Raw genomic sequence first — 16940 nt, 5'->3', positions numbered from 1 at the left:
CATGTCCGCCGTGCAGAGCCGCCTCGTCATTCGACTCTTCGCCACCTTCGTCTGGTTCACCGTTCTGGCCGGCCAATTCTGGCGCAACCTCGGCGGCTGGTGGGGCTTCGGCGCCATCGCCGTGATCGTGGTCGTCGGCAGTGTGATCGGCCTCAGCACCCAGCGCAGCAGCGCCCGCAATCGGGCAACCGCCGCCGGCGCCGCGATCGGCGCGAAAGCCAACGCCACGAGCAACAGAAAAAGAGCAGCGTCCGCACCAGACAACACCCCCACCGACCGTGACATCGCGCGAGGCCACACCTACCAGGCGGCCCTGGCCCCGCCCCTGAACTGGCGCAAGTTTCCCAAGACCATCACGGCTTTTTTACTGCTGGCCACCCTGTCGATCGCATGGTCGTATTACCCAGGGGCATCCTTGCTCGGAATAACCCTGCAACTGATCACCACCCTCGCCGCCCTGTTTTTGGCCGTGACTCTCACCTGGCCGGAGCTGCTGCGCACCCTGGCCGGAGCGCTGCGCTGGGTGCTCGCCCTGAGCCTCGCGTTCGAGTTGTTCGTGGCCCTTGTCGTACAACACGAAGTGCTGCCGTTTTTCGTCGACTACGGCACCGAAAACGTGCCGAACGCCTTCTATTGGAGCCGCGGCCTGCTCTTGAGTGGCGGCCCCATCGAGGGCATCGTCGCCAACCGCAACCTGCTCGGATTCATCGCGTTGACAGGCATCATCGTTTTTACGGTGCAGCTGCGAGCCCGCACAGTCAGGCGCAACGCCGGCCTGGTCTGGCTGGCCCTGGCCGTGGGGATGCTGCTGCTCACCCGCTCGGCCACGGTTACCGTGTCGCTCGTCGCCGTCGTCGCCGCCCTGGTTTTCGCGCTCTGGGCCAGACGGGTGCACGATCAGCACCGGCGGCCGCTGTATGTCGTAGCGGCGGCATCCGTTCTGGCGGTGGGAGCGGCGCTCGCCCTGTTCTCCTCGCAACTGTTCGGATTGCTCGGCCGCAGCGACGACCTCACCGGCCGCTTCGATATCTGGGCCAGCGTCACCCAGCTCGCCCTGGAACGACCGGTGTTCGGCTGGGGCTGGGTGAGCTACTGGGTGCCGTGGGTGGAACCATTCAACGACCTCGCAGTGCGCAAGGGCGTCACCTACCTGCAGGCGCACAACGCCTGGCTCGATGTGTGGCTGCAGCTGGGGATCGTCGGCGTGATTCTGTTCGCAGCCCTGGTCGGCTCAACCCTGTGGCGAGCCTGGTTTCTCGCCGTCGATCGCCCCCGTCTCGGCGTGAAAGATACCGAACCGTTCGCCGTGTCGGCTCTACTTCCGCTCCTGCTGCTCGCCGCGCTGATCGCGCAAAGCATCGCCGAGAGCCGGCTGCTGATCGAGAGTGGCTGGGTGATTCTCATCGTGCTGGCCGTGGTCACCAAGCGGCAACAGCACGCGCCCCGGCCGATGCCGTGACGCCAGCGCGGTAAATTAGAGGATGACCACCCTGCCCGATGCCCTGCGGCGCGTGCTGGCGTCGCCGAAGTTCGCGGCCGCGCTCACACTCGTCATTCTGGTCACCGCGTTTAGCACCCACCCGCTGCGAAGCGTCATGGGCTGGCCAGGCCTCATCGGTATTCTCGGCGGCCTCGTCGTGCTGGCCGTGCTCTCGCTGCTCGCCCGCCGCCCCATCGTGGAGTGGCACGGTCTGCTGCCCATCTCGATCATCGTGTTCGTGGCCTGGTGCGCGCTCTCCGGCGTATGGAGCGGCTACGTCTTGGAGACCATCATCGGCGTTAGCTACCAGATCACCGTGGGATTCCTCGCCATCTACGTGGCCCTCGTGCGCGACACGTTCCAGGTGGTGCGCGCCACCGGTGACGTGCTGCGGGTGCTGCTCGCCCTCTCCTTCGGGCTCGAAGTGCTCTCGGGGCTGCTGCTCGACCTGCCCATCGCCTTTCTCGGTATCGTTGGCAACATCGACCAGCTCGGGCCGATTCAGGGCGTGTTCGGATCCCGGAACGTGTTCGGTCTCATCGCCCTCATCGCGGCCGTCACCTTCTACGTGGAGCTTCGCGCCCGGTCCATTCCGCGCGGCCTCGGCATCGGCTCCATGTGGCTGGCCGGCATCTGCCTGGCGCTTACCCGCTCCCCCGTCATCGTGGTCGTCGCCATCTGCGTCGCCGTCGCCGCGCTCGCTCTCTATCGCCTGCGTCGCACGTCCGTCGACGGCCGATGGATGCTGCAGCTCGGCCTCCTGAGTGCGGCTCTCGTCGCTGCCGGCGTGGCCTGGCTCGCACGCCTGCCCATCATCGATGCCCTCAACGCCGGCAGCGAGTTCGAAGTGCGATACTCGCTTTGGAGCGAAATGTGGCGGCTGGTGGAGCTGCATCCGCTCGAGGGCTGGGGCTGGGCCGGATTCTGGCCGCACGACGTCACCCCCTACGGCTGGCTTGAATTCACTACCGGACGCCTGCACGCCACGGGCCTCAACGCCTACCTCGACGTGTACTTTCAGGTTGGACTGATCGGCTTTCTCGCCTTTCTCGCCCTCGTGCTGCTGGCCTTCGTACGTTCCTGGCTGCTGGCCTCAAACAAGCGCTCGTTGGTCTACGTCTGGGCACCGCTCATTCTCGTCACCCTGCTGGTGACCAGCGCCGCGGAAAGCACCATTCTGTTCGAGTTCGGCTGGCTGCTGCTCGTGATCTGCTCGGTCAAGGCCGCGCAGGGTTTGAGCTGGCGCAACGCGCTGCCGCACAAGCCGCACCCCGACGCGCCGTAGCGCCAAACGCCGACAGCGCGCGACCTCAGACCGGCTGCACCAAATCACGCAGCACGTCTTGCAGGCCGAAACGGGAGTAGTCACCCGCCCGCCAGCCAGCCACTCACAATCACGCCCACGCGCATCAGTCGGTTTATGGCAATACACTCCGCCGCTTCTCATGCACGCGTTATTGGCTCCCCCACAGACTTTCGACAACGCTTTCGGTGTAACTCTCGGGGGCGAAGTTCACCCATTTCGTGGCCACCCAGAGACCGTCGCGCAGAAAGTGCGATTCTCCCGTCATAGCATCTTCTGACGATTGCGACATGACGCAGCGCAGTCCACGAAGTTGTTCATAACAACTGAAATTCAACGCCCCGAGGCGTGCCTCTACCGCGGTCTCGCCAGCTGAGTCCACCGAGACCACGCTCGTTGTCAGGCCGACGTCCCCACCGCCGTTATCGCCGCCCCAAAGGCACACAAGGGGGCCTCCGGCGTCTATCAAAAGTTGCAACTGTTGATCGTCCGTGCCGTACAACGTGGCTTCTCCCGCAACCTTTGACCACTCCGGGTTTAAGACCAATTGGTCGAACTCGGCGAGCATCGAGGGCCTGTATAGAGCGCCACAGTCAGATGGAACCTCAACTGCCGCGGCATCGCCAGTGGCGGTTGAGCTCGGTACGTCGTTTGCGCCGGATTCGGCAGTGGAACTCGAGATCGTGCTGGGTGATACTTCGGCCGAAGGCCGGTCGCTGCTTGCTCCCCCCGACTGCACTGCAATAACAATGCCGACGACTGCCATCACCGCTACGGCCCCGGCGATAGTGAGGCCCATGCGCAACTTGTTGGATCGTTTCGACTTGGCTGTGGCTCCTGGTGAGATGCCGAGCCCTTCTGGCGATTCAGACATTGATATTCCCCCTGCTTCGACTGCAGCTTACAGACTCCCAGCCTTCGTCTGGGCGCCGCACATGCGCGTAACCCTGCTGGCAACCACCGCGGCGGAGGGCCAAAACGGGAGTAGTCGCCCGCGCGCCAGCCACGCAGGATCGGTCCAACGCGCAGAAGTCGTTCTGCCGGTGATGTCGTGCACCGCGTCTCGTGCCCAGCTTCGCATCGATCAGCGCCAACATCGAAGCGGATGCCGCCGGTGCGAACCCCGAGGCCCGTTGCTGCAGCGCCGCGGCTCGCCCAACAGCTGCGCATTCCGTCGTTCGACGGCAATCCGTGGGTCTGCTCATTCGCGCGCTAGCGGCTTGGCTAGACGGGGAAGCGCTCGACCGCGCGTTCAGCAATGCCAATAAGCAACGCCAGCACGTCGTCCTCGGTGCCAACCAGCTCTTGCTCAGCACTGAGCTGAACCCAGTTGCCGGCGATCGCAGTATTCAGGGTGCAGAACCCGGAATAGACATGGCACCCAAAGGTGGCCCGGTCAACACCGGCGATGGCCTCGGTCATCGTGCGAACTGTGTCGCCAGCTTCCATCAAACCAGTGGAATGGTCAAATGCCCATTCCCCACCGGGCAGCGCCGTGACGAAAAGGGGCCAAGTCTGGCCCGTCCTTTCTGAAGCCCACACGCATCGGTCACCCCCGGCAATCGTCCAGCCTGCGTCGTCGATACCCCACCCATCGCCGTCGCCATCCCCGCTAATCACGATTTCTTCAGTAGTCCTGAACGCGGCGCGAAATTCATCAGCGGTGGCATAAACCGAACAGTCCATCGGGAGCATCCCTGTGGAGGCCGGAGCAATCCACAACGGTTCGGGGGTTGGAGCTCGCGTCACCGTTTGGACGATGTCAGTGATCAGCGGTTCTACAAGCTCAGCAACGGCTTCGTTACCAACACTCGGGTCCACGCTCAATCCGCGTACAGAGACGTTGATCCAATTCGCTCCAGCGAGAACGTTCGCTGAACAGGTGAAATACGCACCGAAATTGAAACAGTCAACGTAGGAGGCGTCACCGTAGGTGGAACTAGGTTCCGACATGATTTCAGCGTTTTTAGCGGTATACGTCGTCCACTGAGCGGTTGCCTCGGGTAACACCTCGATACTCACATAACTCTGCTCGTCTACTTCGCCGCTCGCCAAGCAGGCCACTCCACCGAGCTGACTCACTGAATACGCCAACGGCGTTGCCGATTGCGGTCGGACCATAAGGGCCGTCGTCACGGGTGCCGTGTTGAGCACCGTCGCCACCAGCGCAGACGGCAAGACGTCATCGCACGTCAGGCCCAAACGCGACTGTGGCTCCGATGCCGGAACGGTGCTCGACGCCGACGGCTCGGCTGATGGATCAGCTTTCTCAATGACCGAAGACCCCGAAGCACATCCCGTCAATAAGAGTGACACCGCAGTAAGGGCGAGGACATTTGGACACCGCATTTGATTCCCCAACAATTTGTTCAGTCGATATTTCCTAACATCTGTCCGGATAGATCCATAACTTCGCTCTACCCGCCAGAGGCTGCAACCACCAGTTGAATCACAGCCGTATGGCTAATATAGGTGGCCCCTCGCGATAGCCGAACCGCCATCGATTTAGTTTGGGACAAACTCCATAGTATATTCCGCGACCACCGTACATCCATAGTATCGACGCAAGAGGGCTGGATTCCAATCTCACGATTAGTGTACGTTCTAGTCGGAATCCTTCGTGCCTAATGCCTCATCCGATTTCCCCACTTGCGGTATTTCCTGGAGGAAACCAAGGAGTGCAGATACGTTGTAACTATGAGCTCTTGGGGAACACGCGCTGGAACAACGATCGCAGCGGCCTGCCTTATCGTGATGCTTTTTGGCTGTGCAGAATCAGCGCAACAAAAGGCACCGGCACAGGCACAGGCACCATCGCCGGAGGTCACCGCCACAATGCCACCGACACTTGCACCATCGACGACGCCTGACCCAACTACCTGCGAGAACGCATTCGCCGACGACCTAATCACGAAAATCCGAGCAGATGGTCTGACCTTCCGCGAAGACGATAGCGCCAGCGACGCCGCAACGATGGTCGGAGCCGACGGTTTGCGATGCCGTTGGACCAAACCACAAACGGACATCACTGTGGCCTACGCGAGCTGGCCCCGTGACGCCGCCGCCTGGGAAACCTTGAAGACTGAACTCCTAGCCGACGGGTACGACGAAACTGGCCCGTTCGCGGTCACTCGACCGGTCTCCGAGTTTGACTCGGCTTACAGGTACCGAGACGGGGTCATTTACTACGTCAGCCCGTCACGATTCCTAGAGTCAGTAGCAGCACTGCAGTAGTCGGGAAAGCCACGGCGTCGTCAGCCAAAAGCGACGACCTCGAAAAAATCCTCGGATTCCGCCGCGCCCTTCCTTCTGTGGTAACTGCGCTTCCGCAGGCTAATCGTGATTAATCTGCTGGCAGCCCGTCGAGATCTTGGTCAGACCGGCTGCACCAGATCGCGCAGCACGTCTTGCAAACCCAGGCCGAAACGGGAGTAGTCGCCGGCTTGCCAGCCCCGTGCGACCGACCCCACCCGCAGGAACCGGGCCGGATGCAGCGCGCTGCGCCGCGCCTCGTGCGCGAACTTCGCATCGATCAGCGCCAATATCGAAGCGGATACCGCCGGCTCGAACTCCGACGCCCGTTGCTGCAGCACTGCGGCTCGCGCTAACAGCCGCGCATTCCGTACAGTGCGTGGCGCCCGCAGGCGACCGAGTTTACCGGAGGCATCGAGGCTCGTCACGCCGATCTGGTTGCCACCATGCTGCCGATAGTCGGTCAGAGGTTCGTCGAGCAAGTCGACCGACCCGGTGGCGGCGGCGACCATGGCGAGCCACTCATCATGCACCCAAGACGCAGGAAACGGTCGTGATCGCTCGACCAGCTCGCGCCGCACCATCATCGTCGCCCCGGTCACGATGTTACGGCGCAGATAAGCGTCGATGGCGTGCCCCGCGTGCACTGCCGCGCGATCGGCATCAGACACGCCCAACGTTTGCAGCAGTGTGAATCCGAGGGGATCCCCGGCAGCATCAACGAGTCGGGCGTCTGCGTGCAGCATCTGCAGGGCTGGCCGTTGAGTGAACTCGGCCACCATCCGCTTGACCCTATCCGGCCTCCAGATGTCGTCCTGGTCGCAGAGCGCAATAAGGTCGCCGGAACAAGCCGCGAGCGCCTGCTCGAAGTTCGCCGTCACCCCGAGCGCAGAGGAATTGCGAAGCACGACAACAGCTGGATCAGGCCGCTCCGCCATGACGCGTTGCACCACGGCCAGCGTCTCGTCCGTGGACCCATCGTCGGACACGACGATCTCGTCAGGGCGCAACGTTTGCCCAATAATGCTGAGTAGCTGCTCTTCGAGATAGGCGGCACCGTTGTATGTGCACAACGCGACGGAAACACTGACCGCCATTAGCTGCGCTTCACACCGACCGATAGCACGCCTAGGAACATTCCAGCCATAATCGTCTGCGAACCAAGCATCATGAGCAGGGCGGCCGGAATCGCCGCGCGCAGGGTGGCTCCAGCTTCAAGGGGGCCAAAGTCGTTCGAGGCCCAACCGATGAACTGCGCAACCGCAACGCCCAGACCAACGAGAAATAGCAGAAGACCAGCAACGGCCCCGCTCTCCAGGCTGATGCGCTTCTGCAGGCGGTCGAAGTTACGACTGCGTGGAATGCGAAATCCCTCTTGCTGTGCGTAAATTTTGGTGAGAATTGCAAACAGCACCGACTGATAGCCGACCACAGTGAGCGCCGCCAAATAGAGCTGACTGGAGTAGGTGAAACCGATGCGTCCAACGACAACCGGCCCGAAGCTCAGCAGCATGACGCCGACAAGCCCTAGTACGAAGGCTGCGGTCCCGGGAATCAAAAACAACCAGCGGGGACTGAAGATAAGCAGAAAACGCAGGTGGCGCCATCCGTCGTGCCAGCTGCGGAGGTGCGGAGGGCGGCTGCGGCCGTCCTTTTTAAGGGTTGTGGGTACTTCGCTGACGCGAAGCGCCCCCAAAGTTGATTTGACGACGACCTCGCTCGCAAATTCCATTCCCGTCGTGACTAGTCCCAGACTCAGGATAGACCCACGATTAAAGCCCCGAAGCCCGCAGTGAAAATCCCGAATCTCGGAACGAAACAGCATGCGTCCGATCGTAGACAAAACAGGGTTGCCGAGGTATTTGTGAAGCGGCGGCATTGCTCCCGGCTCGATACCGCCCCGAAAACGGTTACCCATCACGAGCTCGTCGCCAGCTCTCAGGCGATCAACGAATGGCTCCAAGGCGTCAAAGTCATAGCTGTCGTCGGCGTCGCCCATGATCACATAGGTACCATGCGCCGCGGCGATGCCCCCCATGAGCGCACTCCCATAACCCTTGGCTTCGACCGCGACGACCCGTGCACCGCGTTCTTGCGCGATGAGCTGCGAGCCATCGGTGCTGCCATTGTCAGCAATGACGACCTCACCAACAACGCCGGATCGTCTGAGATACCCCATCGCTTTATCGATGCAGATCGCCAACGTCTCGGCCTCATTGAGGCAAGGCATGACAATCGAGAGTTCAATAGTGCTGGTGTCGAGCATTACATCCCTTTGTGTTGCGAAGAAGGCCGTTTTGTGTTGCGAGAAAAGGGCCTCTCTCAGCCTATCGGATCATAAGTCGTTGCCCGAGAAGTGGGCACTTTCCGCGGCAGCAGCGACACCACAACGACCCCGATTGCAGTCACGCTATAGCCGACAGTGACGCCGATCGAGGCCGCGACGGTACCGGTCCAAAGGGGCGTACCAACGATCATTGTTGCAAGCCCAACGGCCAGTCCTGCTATGGAGAATACGGTGGCAGAGACAACACGATCGGTAGTGAGAAGGTATGCGGTCGCGACTAGCCCAATTGAGAATGCAAAAATACCTGCCAGCAACATTGACATGAGTGTGGATGCGCCGTCGTATTGGCGCCCGAAGACCACGTTCACGATAAGAGGGCTCGCGAGGCCAACCGTGCCAAAAACGACGGCGAGCCCGGCCGCCATGGCCGCCAAGACCAGAGAGTAACGACTGCGGGTTCCAGCCTTATCCGTTGCCAGCCATTCTGAGAAACGGGGAATTAGCACTTGGGTGACTGCTTGGCTCAGCATCGAGGCTGGAGTCGCAAGTGACATAGCGGCAGCAAACAGGCCTGCTTTAGCCGGCGATTCAACAATGAAAACGTAGACCATCGCGAACTGGATAAGGCCGTTTGACGCCAACAGGCCCAGCGAGTTCCACGACGTTAGCTTCAATATGCTCGTCGCTTCGACAATACTTTCTTGACGCAAATTCTCATGGCCATGCTGCGCCCGCAGCCATGTCTGAATACCAAAGATTGCATAACCGATGGTGATCGGCCAAAGGAGAGCCCACGACAGTCCGGCCCAGAGCACGACAGCAAGCAGCGTCATGGTGGCGAATGCCGCCGCGACGTCCCAGATGGCTGCTCGCTCGATTCGCCCGAGGCCCACTTCGATTCCCCGCGCCAGAATGTATCCAGAGTAGGAAATGATGAGGGCAGCAATCATGACGACGTCGGCAAGCTGCGCTCCCAAAGCCATGACGCTTATGGGTATACCGATGGCGAGCAACACGATGCACGAGATCCAGAACGTGCGCAGAATGAGTCGCATGGAGTGGACCGGCGTGTGCCCTAATGAACGCGCGTGTGCAAGAAAATGTGATGCCGCATTCCCGGCCCCGGTGGGCCACAGCAGTGACAGGATGAGCGCCAGAGCCAACCAGGCCGACACGTGCGCAAGGTCGCTTGGCCCCATGACTCGTCCGATCAGCACTGAGTAACCGAATCGAGACAGGCCCAGCACAAGTACGCCTACTGTGGAGACAGCGGCCTGGGACATGAGCGTGGATCGGTTCACCTATAAATGCTACCCGGCAGCACCGTATGTATGACCCACTCGGTGTGCCGCCCGACGGAGGAGCCTCGACGTGACACTGGACATCATGATGCCGTTCTATGGTCGCGCTGACCATTTTCGCGCCGCGGTCGAAAGCGTCCTCGCTCAGACGGACCCTGACTGGAGATTGGTGGTCATAGACGACCACAACCCCGACGAGGCTCCCGGACATTGGCTGGTTGAGCTCGGAGACTCGCGAATCCGGTATGTACGTAACGCTGTGAATGCGGGCATTAACGTGAATTTTCAGAGCGCCATAGACCTGGCCGAAGCGCCCTGGCTCACCATCTTCGGATGTGACGACGTCATGCTTCCCGGCTACGTCGCCCGCATCAAAGAGCTGATCGGAAAACGCCCCGACGCCACCTTCATCCACCCGGGGACGCGCGTAATTGATGAAAATGGAGACCCGACAACGACCCTCGTCGACCGCATGAAAGCGCTGTATCGACCCCGCTTCCAAGGTTCCCTTGAACTATCCGGTGAGCGGATGGCCGTCAGCCTTACCCGAGGCAACTGGATGAACTTTCCCGCCATTGCCTGGCAGCGCGATGCGATTTGTCGCATCGGATTCCGCCCCAATTACAATGTCGTTCAGGACCTCGCGCTTGCCATCGATCTTGCATTTGCGGGTGCACGACTCGTCGTCGACGATCAGGTGGTATTCGAGTATCGGCGCCACTCTGCCAGCGTCTCGTCGTGGCGCGCTACCGAGGGCAGCCGGTTTGCCGAAGAGCAGACCTATTTTCGGTCGCTCTCACGTGAATTTTCCAACCGGGGGTGGCGCCGTGCAGCCCGAGTGGCACGAATGCACACGTCATCGCGGATTAACGCTCTGACACGAATCCCGGAGGCCATAGCGGCACGTAACGTGGTAGGCCTACGGGTTCTCGTTCGTCACGTCCTGGGCGTGAAGGTGGCACCATAATGCACGATCACTTAGCCTTTTGGCACCACCTTGTAGATGGACATTTGTGATTTCGGCAGTTCGAAGCCCGACTCTGTGCTCAAGCAGGCGTCGTCAATGCGCTGGTCGGTCGACAGCACATACTGAATTTTCTCCTGCGCGAACTGTGAGCAGGCGTCGAAAGTGACGCTGATTTGGTCTGCTGCGGGATTCGATACGACGGGCTCCCCCGGCGCTGCCGTCCAGCTCACTCCGGCGAGTCGATTCCATTGAAGCTCGTAGGCATCCGCGGGGTCGATAGCTGCCCACATCTGCCTTGAAGGCGCGCCTTGAAAACCGTTATAGGCGCGCACACCGGACTCGAGCAGCATGGCGGTGGTCAGCCCACTGCCGACCCCCACCCAGGTCTGTGGATCTGGTTCATCTATGGCCATGATTGCTTGTGAGACGTCAGTTTCGCGCAAGTCAAGCACCCCCAGGTACACCGGGTTTGTTAGTGCGCTACCAGCTACTGTGACAATGAGAAATGCTGCTGCGCCGAGCCGCGGCTGTCGTCGGGCGAAGAAGAAAATCGAGGCGGCTGAGAGCACGGCCCAGAGCCACCACAGCTGCGCCGTCTCCAACATCGCCGGGCTCCCTCGAAGAGCCACGTATCCAATGAGCAATTGGGATGCGAGAAACAGCCCGGCCGGAATGATCGCCAGCCACCAACCGGTTCGTAACCGGTTCTTGTCGAGGTAGCGAACGGTGTAACCCAATAGCCCGATTGAGGCCAGCCCCATGCCCAATCGAACTCGGTTTCCAGTCGTCTTGTCGAGCAGAAGAAGCTTCGACAGACCGTCCCACCCGGGAAGGAACAGGTAGGCAAGAAAGAGGACGACAACGAGAACCAGGCCAACCAATGTCCAGGGCACGGACCTCTTGGCTCTTACCCCTTGAGCAATGATCCATGCAACGACCGGCAGCAGAAAGATTCCGATGTAGAAAAACGTGGAGGCCTCGGATGAGTTCGCTCCCAGAAGTCCCGGGCGCTGGTCGTTGAGTGATTGCGTGAAAGATGATCCGACCGCAGATGTGAAACTCAGCAAATCGCCCATGCCCGGCGGGGACGTGCGTTCTCCGGGATACGCCGTCCCTAGAAACGCTTCTACAATACTGCGCTTGGAATACAACCAGACACCGGTTACAACGGATGCGACGAGGCCCCCGGCCAGTAATGGGGATATGCGCCTAAGGACAGTACCTCGGAATGGCCTCTGGCGAAGGTGATCCACGAGCAGACCGACGGCGAAAAAGACGACTACAAGAACGGCAGGCACAATGAACGGAACGTAGATCCCCGTTGCCATCACAACAGTCAGGTATCCGACGATGCCGGCCCATGTCCATCGCGAAGCCACCGATGAGCTTTGAAACGCCCAGACCAAAGCCGCCATGCTGGTCAACGCCCACACGGCGGGCCAAAGAGTGGTGGATAAGTACCACCACTGAAACAAGGGGCTAAAGAAAAACCCGACGGAAATCATCGCCGCAACGAGCGGACGACGGGGAATAACTGAAACGAGAAACACGTACGCCGCTGCGATAAGAGCCAGACCGGGCAGCCACCATTTGAAAGCGATGGCGTGGTCCACGTCGAACACCATGAACCCCCACAAGTGCGGGCGAAAGGCGACAGTCCAGTCCACGCGCGGGAGGTCCTGGGGCAGGGTGGCGTCCATGCCGCCAGGAAACGTCTCGTTGGTAAGCGGAAGCCCCTGCTCGACCTGAGCGATCGCCCACACCGTCTGCACGTTCCATTCGTCTGAACGAGTGAACTGTGGCTGGCCCGCAATCAGGTCAGGGTCGCTCCCATATGCGATCTGGTCATGGAAGACCCCGGACGACGAACCGTTGATCCCCAGGGTCACAAGTACTACGCCCACCAGCACGAGCAGTGCCGGAAGAGCCAGAAGCACGCGCACGCGAGGCAAATTATCGCTATCCAGCGAAATGGCTCGGCGATATCGAGCGAGCCACCTACCGAGAGGTGACGACAATTGCGCCCCCTCCGTTTCAACTAACGACACGTTTCCCCCTTGCACTTGGCTCGGTCCGCCGACCAACTAACTTTGGCGAATACCGGCCCAAGAGTGGTGGCGACTCAGCGTTGAAAGCATGAAGCGAATCACCCGCCGGGAAGTGTCCTCAACCTCATATCCGGGCGGCAATGCTCGTTTAGTTGCGTAGGATGTCGAGATCATTTCTTCGATGCCTGACAACACTTCTTGGCTGTTCAGCCCCGTCATGACGATGCTGCCGCTGTCGAGGGCTTCCGGGCGTTCCATCGAATCCCGAATCGTTACGGCCGGAAAGTCCAGAATCGTCGATTCTTCACTGATAGTGCCGCTGTCAGAAAGAACACATTTCGCGTTCAACTGCAATTTGTTGTAGTCCAGAAAGCCGAAAGGCTCGTGGAAAACGATGCCCGAGAGCCTCTCGAAGGCAGGCAGCCCGGCCAGGTGGCGTCGTGTACGTGGGTGGGTAGACACCAGAACCGGCAAATTCCAGCGGTCATGCACCGCTTGCAGTGTTTCCAGGAGCGCCCCGAGACGCTCCGGTGAGTCGACGTTTTCTTGTCGATGTGCGCTCACGAGAAAGTACTCGCCAGCCGAAAGGTTCAGTCGGTCAAGGACGTTCGAGCTTTCGATCTTCGGTCGGTAGTAGTTCAGAACCTCGGTCATTGGCGAACCCGTCACACTGATCCGAAGGGGAGGGAGCCCCTCAGCTAGGAGATTGCGTCGAGCGTGCTCTGTGTACGGCAAGTTGAAGTCAGAGATGTGATCGACAAGCCGGCGGTTGGTTTCCTCCGGTACGTTTTCATCGAAGGACCGGTTACCTGCCTCCATGTGATAAACGGGAATATGCATTCTTTTTGCGATCAATGCCGAAATCGCACTATTCGTGTCGCCGAGGATCAAAACGCCGTCAGGCTTTACTTCGAGAAAGACCTGCTCAATTTTCTTCAGGGTGTCGCCCAATACCGCTCCAAGACTCGAGGTGTCCACATTGAGGAAACGGTCCGGAGTTCGCACGCCCAATTCCTCGAAAAATACCTCGTTGAGTTGCCGGTCAAAATTCTGACCGGTATGAACCAGAACGTGGTCGACGATTTGATCCAGCCGCGCGATGATGCGGGAAAGGCGAATGATCTCAGGCCGTGTGCCGACGATCGTGACGATTACAGGCTTGGACAAATTTACTCTCCGGCCAATAGGGCGCGAATTTCGGGGAGCGTCTTCAGGAGCGTTTCGACACCAGCCACGTCGAGGCGTTCTGTGTTGTGCGATGTGTAGGAGTCGTCGTTCGCCTCGCGCTGTTCGCCTTCTTCGAAATAGGGGCGGTAATCGAGAGTGCGCGTGTCGAGTGGGACCTTGTAGTAGTCGCCAAAGTCCTCGGCATGGGCCATTTCTTCGGAGCTCAGGAGCGACTCGTACAGTTTCTCGCCGTGGCGGACACCGATCACATTGATTTCTGGCTTCTCTACCCCGGCGATGTTAGCGATTGCTTGGAAGAGAGTCTCGACGGTACTTGCCGGGGCTTTGCGCACGAACAAGTCACCCGTCGACGCCTCAGTGAAGGCATACTTCACGAGGTCAACCGATTCGCTCAGCGACATCAGAAAGCGGGTCATGTTGGGATCAGTGATTGTCAGGGGTTTGCCTGACTTGAGCTGACCCAAAACCAGCGGAATGACTGACCCGCGGGAATACATGACATTGCCATAGCGCGTAACCGAAATGACTGTGTCTGAATTTTGGTTGCTACGTGCGAGGGCGATAGCAGTTTTTTCCATAAGCGCTTTCGTCATACCCATGGCATTGATCGGATAGACAGCCTTATCGGTGCTGAGACACACGACCGACTTCACCCCATATTCGAGGGATGCCCGGATTACGTTTGAGCTCCCCGTTACATTCGTTGCGACGGCCTCCATCGGAAAGAACTCGCAGGACGGAACCTGTTTCAGCGCAGCCGCATGGAAGACCAGATCGCTTCCGCGAATTGCCTGGCTGACGCTCTGTTCGTTGCGTACGTCTCCAATATAAAATTGCATACGAGGATCATCGATGACGTGACGCATCATGTCCTGCTTCGATTCGTCCCGGCTAAAGATTCGAACTTCCGCAACGTCCTGTGTGAGTAGGAACTTAGCCATTGTCGATCCGAACGAGCCGGTACCACCCGTAATTGTTACGACAGAGTCTTTGATTCGTCTGTTGGTCATTGAAGATCTCCGTTTGAGTAGCTGGAATGTGGTGCGACGAGATCGCCGACCATGTCTTGGATGGTGGGAGCACCGGCATATCCGGCATCGGTCCACAGCCGATTGCTCACATCGGGAAATACGGTATCCAGCGTCCGATTGATCGCGTGACCGGTCTCCTGCTGAACGACGGTCACATCTGAACGTTCGTAGGCGCGAAGGATTTGGGATGAAAGCGTGAACTTGTCGACAACATCTGCTGGAACAACATGAAAAGTCCCGGTTAGTGGGTTTCCTGTGCTCACGATGCCAGCCGCAATCCTCCCGAACGCCTGGGCCGTGATTCCGTTCCAAAGATGGTCGGTGTAGCCCGAGAAACTCGACCCTGGCGCATGACCGAGCACCCATTCCAGCAGGGACTTGCCATTCTTGGTTTCGCGGCCAATTATCGAGCAGCGCAAATTGAGCATGTGACTGCTGGGAACCTCACCGAGGCTCTTCGTCTTACCGTAGACATCTGTTGCATCCTGCAGAGACTCTTCGTCATAGCTGCCGACGCCGCCCGAATAGACGCAGTCCGTGGCGATCTGAATGACTCTAAATCCCTGCCTCTGCGCCAACGCACATAGCGCATAAGGAAACTCCGAGTTAATCAAGATTGCATTTCGTCGATGATCTTCTCTTGAATCGTCGATGTGATGCTTGATAATCCCGATGCAGTTGATGACGAAGTCGCCCTGGCCATAGGAAGCAAGAACCTCTTCCAAATCACCGGTCGTCACGTCGAAGTTAACGAACACCGGGCGCAAGGAAGCCGACAGATCGGAGGTATTTCGGGTCGTGGCTATTGCCTCGAGGCCGTTTTCCGAGAAAGCGCTGAGTACCGCGCTGCCGAGCATCCCTGTGCCTCCGAGAATGAGCACACGAGAAGTCATGAATTCAAGTCTAGAGCACGCCCTCCAACGCGCGTTCGAAGGAGGCAATCGCGGTCTCCTTCGAGAAGTTCGATGAAATGAACTCACGTTGCCTGTCGGCGACCTTTTGACGCACATCCTGGCTTGAGAAGGCTAGCTCGATGGCGGCCGCCGTTACATCGTGGGGTTGGTCAACCCAAGTAACGCCAGAATCGTCGCCCAGCACTCCGCGCAGCCCGGTCAGTGACGTCGACACTGTCGGAATCTCGGAGGCCATGTACTGCAGCACCTTGTGCGGAAAGGCGACATTCGTTAACAATTGCGGAACGAACGGATTGATTGCTACATCTGCGACTTTTAGGTATGCGGGGAGACGTGCGTATGGAACAACGCCGGTGAAGATCACCTGATCAGCAATCCCCAATTCGCGCGAGCGCGCTCGAAGCTTCTCGTCAAGGTCTCCACCGCCCACGAGCACCAACCTCAACAGGGGGTGCCGTGCGAATTCTTCCGCCATTTTTTCCAAGACGATGTCAAGGCCGGAGAAGCTGAAGAAACTCCCCATGTAGAGCACAACTTTGTTCTCCGCACGAAGTCCGAGCTCATCGCGCAGATCGCCCACGACGGCATCTGCGAAGTGAGACAAATCAATTGGCGGAACATTCACGACTGTGGCACCAGTCCGGCCCGACACTTCGACGCAGTAGTCAGCCATCGCTGGATTATTGGCTGACAAAAGCGTGGCATTTTTGTAAATGTACTTTTCCGCTAATCGAATCAGGCGTGACACCGGACTACTGCGTATTTGATGCGAAACGTCCAACGCCCGGAAGACGACGGGCACGCCGGCCCCTGCGGCGATCCGAACCGTCTGCCACCCCGTTGTCGGCACGGAGTAAAGCACGATCACGTCGTACGCGCCGTGACGGATCTCCGACCGCAGAGCAGGCAGTCCGAGCAGCGGCGCGAGATACCGTTCGGCCGGGGACCCCCCGAAGGTTGCCGGGGTGACGAGCTGAATTTCGGCTTCCGGATAGGCCCGCCCCGTGATCTTTACCTTCGTCGACCTCACCGACCTGTGCGGAACCGTCGGAAGCTCTGGGTAGTGAAAGAAGGTCACATCGTGTCCCTTGAGTGCGAGCAGCTCGGGGAATTCGTGCATCTCGTAGATGACCTTGGTGGTGTAGTTCACCTCATGGACAAATAGAATG

General features: G+C 59.4%; 13 protein-coding genes. 3 read left to right on the top strand and 10 right to left on the bottom strand.

Annotated elements, in window-relative coordinates; all coding sequences use genetic code 11:
- Position 1: 1 nt before the first annotated feature.
- Positions 2–1459 carry an O-antigen ligase gene (locus CXY70_RS09735; RefSeq protein WP_104192162.1) on the top strand — a complete coding sequence of 486 codons (1458 nt, stop codon included), beginning with the start codon at positions 2–4 and terminating at the stop codon, positions 1457–1459.
- Positions 1460–1481: 22 nt separating this feature from the next.
- Positions 1482–2765: an O-antigen ligase gene (locus CXY70_RS09730; RefSeq protein WP_104192161.1), complete on the top strand. Its 1284-nt coding sequence runs from the start codon at positions 1482–1484 to the stop codon at positions 2763–2765.
- A 169-nt stretch (positions 2766–2934) separates the two neighbouring features.
- Here CXY70_RS09730 and CXY70_RS09725 read toward each other — a convergent pair whose 3' ends face one another.
- From CXY70_RS09725 to CXY70_RS09700, 5 genes are all read right to left on the bottom strand, one after another.
- Positions 2935–3657: a hypothetical protein gene (locus CXY70_RS09725; protein WP_146066106.1), complete on the bottom strand. Its 723-nt coding sequence runs from the start codon at positions 3655–3657 to the stop codon at positions 2935–2937.
- 350 nt (positions 3658–4007) lie between these two features.
- Entirely contained in the window at positions 4008–4865 is an 858-nt protein-coding gene (locus CXY70_RS09720) for a hypothetical protein (protein WP_146066105.1), read from the bottom strand.
- Between the two features lie 1292 nt (positions 4866–6157).
- Positions 6158–7132 carry a glycosyltransferase family 2 protein gene (locus tag CXY70_RS09710; RefSeq protein WP_104192157.1) on the bottom strand — a complete coding sequence of 325 codons (975 nt, stop codon included), beginning with the start codon at positions 7130–7132 and terminating at the stop codon, positions 6158–6160.
- Positions 7132–8301: a glycosyltransferase family 2 protein gene (locus CXY70_RS09705; protein ID WP_104192156.1), complete on the bottom strand. Its 1170-nt coding sequence runs from the start codon at positions 8299–8301 to the stop codon at positions 7132–7134. Before CXY70_RS09705 ends, CXY70_RS09710 begins: the two co-directional genes overlap by 1 nt.
- Positions 8302–8357: 56 nt before the next feature.
- A complete protein-coding gene (locus tag CXY70_RS09700; protein ID WP_104192155.1) occupies positions 8358–9605 on the bottom strand; it encodes a lipopolysaccharide biosynthesis protein in 1248 nt (415 codons plus the stop codon).
- Between the two features lie 88 nt (positions 9606–9693).
- On the opposite strand from CXY70_RS09700, the gene CXY70_RS09695 reads away from it, so the two are divergent.
- Positions 9694–10590, top strand: a complete 897-nt coding sequence (locus tag CXY70_RS09695) for a glycosyltransferase (RefSeq protein WP_104192154.1) — start codon at positions 9694–9696, stop codon at positions 10588–10590.
- Positions 10591–10601: 11 nt separating this feature from the next.
- Here the strand turns inward: CXY70_RS09695 and CXY70_RS09690 are convergent, their stop codons facing one another.
- The 5 genes from CXY70_RS09690 to CXY70_RS09670 all read right to left on the bottom strand — a co-directional run bounded on the left by CXY70_RS09690 (position 10602) and on the right by CXY70_RS09670 (position 16921).
- Positions 10602–12533 carry a hypothetical protein gene (locus CXY70_RS09690; protein WP_104192153.1) on the bottom strand — a complete coding sequence of 644 codons (1932 nt, stop codon included), beginning with the start codon at positions 12531–12533 and terminating at the stop codon, positions 10602–10604.
- 141 nt (positions 12534–12674) lie between these two features.
- Entirely contained in the window at positions 12675–13805 is a 1131-nt protein-coding gene (gene wecB / locus CXY70_RS09685) for a non-hydrolyzing UDP-N-acetylglucosamine 2-epimerase (protein WP_104192152.1), read from the bottom strand.
- A gap of 2 nt (positions 13806–13807) precedes the next feature.
- Positions 13808–14836 carry a polysaccharide biosynthesis protein gene (locus tag CXY70_RS09680; protein WP_104192151.1) on the bottom strand — a complete coding sequence of 343 codons (1029 nt, stop codon included), beginning with the start codon at positions 14834–14836 and terminating at the stop codon, positions 13808–13810.
- A complete protein-coding gene (locus CXY70_RS09675) occupies positions 14833–15750 on the bottom strand; it encodes an SDR family oxidoreductase (RefSeq protein ID WP_158250952.1) in 918 nt (305 codons plus the stop codon). Before CXY70_RS09675 ends, CXY70_RS09680 begins: the two co-directional genes overlap by 4 nt.
- A 10-nt stretch (positions 15751–15760) precedes the next feature.
- Entirely contained in the window at positions 15761–16921 is a 1161-nt protein-coding gene (locus tag CXY70_RS09670; RefSeq protein ID WP_233205867.1) for a glycosyltransferase, read from the bottom strand.
- Between the last annotated feature and the right edge of the window lie 19 nt (positions 16922–16940).

The sequence above is a fragment of the Cryobacterium sp. Y82 genome, from assembly GCF_002929495.1.
Classification (GTDB): Bacteria; Actinomycetota; Actinomycetes; order Actinomycetales; family Microbacteriaceae; genus Cryobacterium; species Cryobacterium serini.
The sequence above is the reverse complement of the archived record's forward strand: the minus strand, read 5'-3'. Positions and strand labels throughout refer to the sequence as shown.

Excerpts from the sequence above, each read along its gene's own strand:
- CXY70_RS09705 (WP_104192156.1), bottom strand. The coding sequence starts at position 8,301 with ATGCTCGACACCAGCACTATTGAACTCTCGATTGTCATGCCTTGCCTC.
- CXY70_RS09675 (WP_158250952.1), bottom strand. The coding sequence starts at position 15,750 with ATGACTTCTCGTGTGCTCATTCTCGGAGGCACAGGGATGCTCGGCAGC.
- CXY70_RS09700 (WP_104192155.1), bottom strand. The coding sequence starts at position 9,605 with ATGTCCCAGGCCGCTGTCTCCACAGTAGGCGTACTTGTGCTGGGCCTG.
- CXY70_RS09730 (WP_104192161.1), top strand. The coding sequence starts at position 1,482 with ATGACCACCCTGCCCGATGCCCTGCGGCGCGTGCTGGCGTCGCCGAAG.
- CXY70_RS09725 (WP_146066106.1), bottom strand. The coding sequence starts at position 3,657 with ATGTCTGAATCGCCAGAAGGGCTCGGCATCTCACCAGGAGCCACAGCC.
- CXY70_RS09710 (WP_104192157.1), bottom strand. The coding sequence starts at position 7,132 with ATGGCGGTCAGTGTTTCCGTCGCGTTGTGCACATACAACGGTGCCGCC.
- CXY70_RS09735 (WP_104192162.1), top strand. The coding sequence starts at position 2 with ATGTCCGCCGTGCAGAGCCGCCTCGTCATTCGACTCTTCGCCACCTTC.
- CXY70_RS09680 (WP_104192151.1), bottom strand. The coding sequence starts at position 14,836 with ATGACCAACAGACGAATCAAAGACTCTGTCGTAACAATTACGGGTGGT.